1 protein-coding gene is annotated in these 1254 nt (G+C 30.0%); it reads left to right on the top strand.

From position 1 onward, the window contains the following. Positions 1-38 precede the first annotated feature (38 nt). A complete protein-coding gene (locus BKK47_RS12185) occupies positions 39-1211 on the top strand; it encodes an MFS transporter (protein WP_077495081.1) in 1173 nt (390 codons plus the stop codon). Positions 1212-1254 lie beyond the last annotated feature (43 nt).

Raw genomic sequence — 1254 nt, 5'->3', positions numbered from 1 at the left:
GAATAATTGATAGCCAAAAATAAATTAGGGGTATATTTATGAAAAAATATATTACTTTAATAGCACTTTGTTTAGGTCAAGGTTTAAGCGGAACGGTAATTTCTTTACTGACATTAACCTCTGCTCTTGTCGGTAAATCTCTAGCGCCGACAGAAATATTGATAACCCTTCCTATGACAATGACGGTTCTAGGTTCATTTTGTATGATTTATTATGCAAGTTTATTAATGAAAAAATACGGTCGAAGAAGATCATTTGTCATTAGTGGTTTTATTGGTATTTCTGGCGCAATCCTAGCTATATTTACGTTATATTATCAGCACTTTATGCTTTTTCTATTTTCAACATTTATTCTTGGTAATGCGGCTATATTTAATCAATTTTACAGATTTGCAGCAGCAGAGATTTTTGATAATGAAATATGGAAAAAAAGATCAACGTCATTAGTCATTGGTTCAGGTATTCTTGGCGGAATATTCGGTCCTTTTCTGGCTGGGAAAGGCGTTAACTTCATTTCAAATCATGATCTAATGGGTAATTTTATTTTTATAATCATAATATTTTCTCTATTGATTGTGAGCCAATTCTTTGTTTTCATAGAAAAAGCGTCTTCGTCACCTAACTCTATAAGTTTACTAAATAAAGAGCAGGTATATCGTTCCAGAAATTTTATTATTGGAACACTAAGTTGTACTATTGGATTTTCATTAATGACTCTAATTATGAATTCTGCACCATTATCAATGCATAATAATCACTATCCTGTGTCACAAAATGTATTTGCATTACAGTTACATTTTATTAGTATGTATGCTCCTGCCTTATTCATTCCATTTTTAATTAAAAAAATTAAAACCGGTACCCTAATTTTATTTGGTAGTTTATGTTTTTTTGTGGGTTCAATAAGTATTTTTCTATTATCCCCATATTATAGTTATGTTATTTCTCTATTTTTTGCCGGTATAGGTTGGGCATTAATGTTTAGCGGCGGAACATTTTATCTTAATGAAATTCATCATGACATTAAGCATAAATTACAAAGTGTTAGTTCAACATTTACTTATTCCGGCAATTTAATCTTTTCCTTTCTCGCAGGATTTACGTTAGCTTTTCCAAATGGGTGGCAATGGGTGAACATTATTGTTATGAGTATTTCATCGCTTTTTTTTATTTATTATTTGACTAAAGGCTATCATGACTTAGAAATTTAAAAATTATCCTTAATTTATCTAAAATAAATAGAAAGCACAGTTG

Source organism: Rodentibacter mrazii, from assembly GCF_001998825.1.
GTDB classification, from domain to species: domain Bacteria; phylum Pseudomonadota; class Gammaproteobacteria; order Enterobacterales; family Pasteurellaceae; genus Rodentibacter; species Rodentibacter mrazii.
The sequence above is the reverse complement of the archived record's forward strand: the minus strand, read 5'-3'. Positions and strand labels throughout refer to the sequence as shown.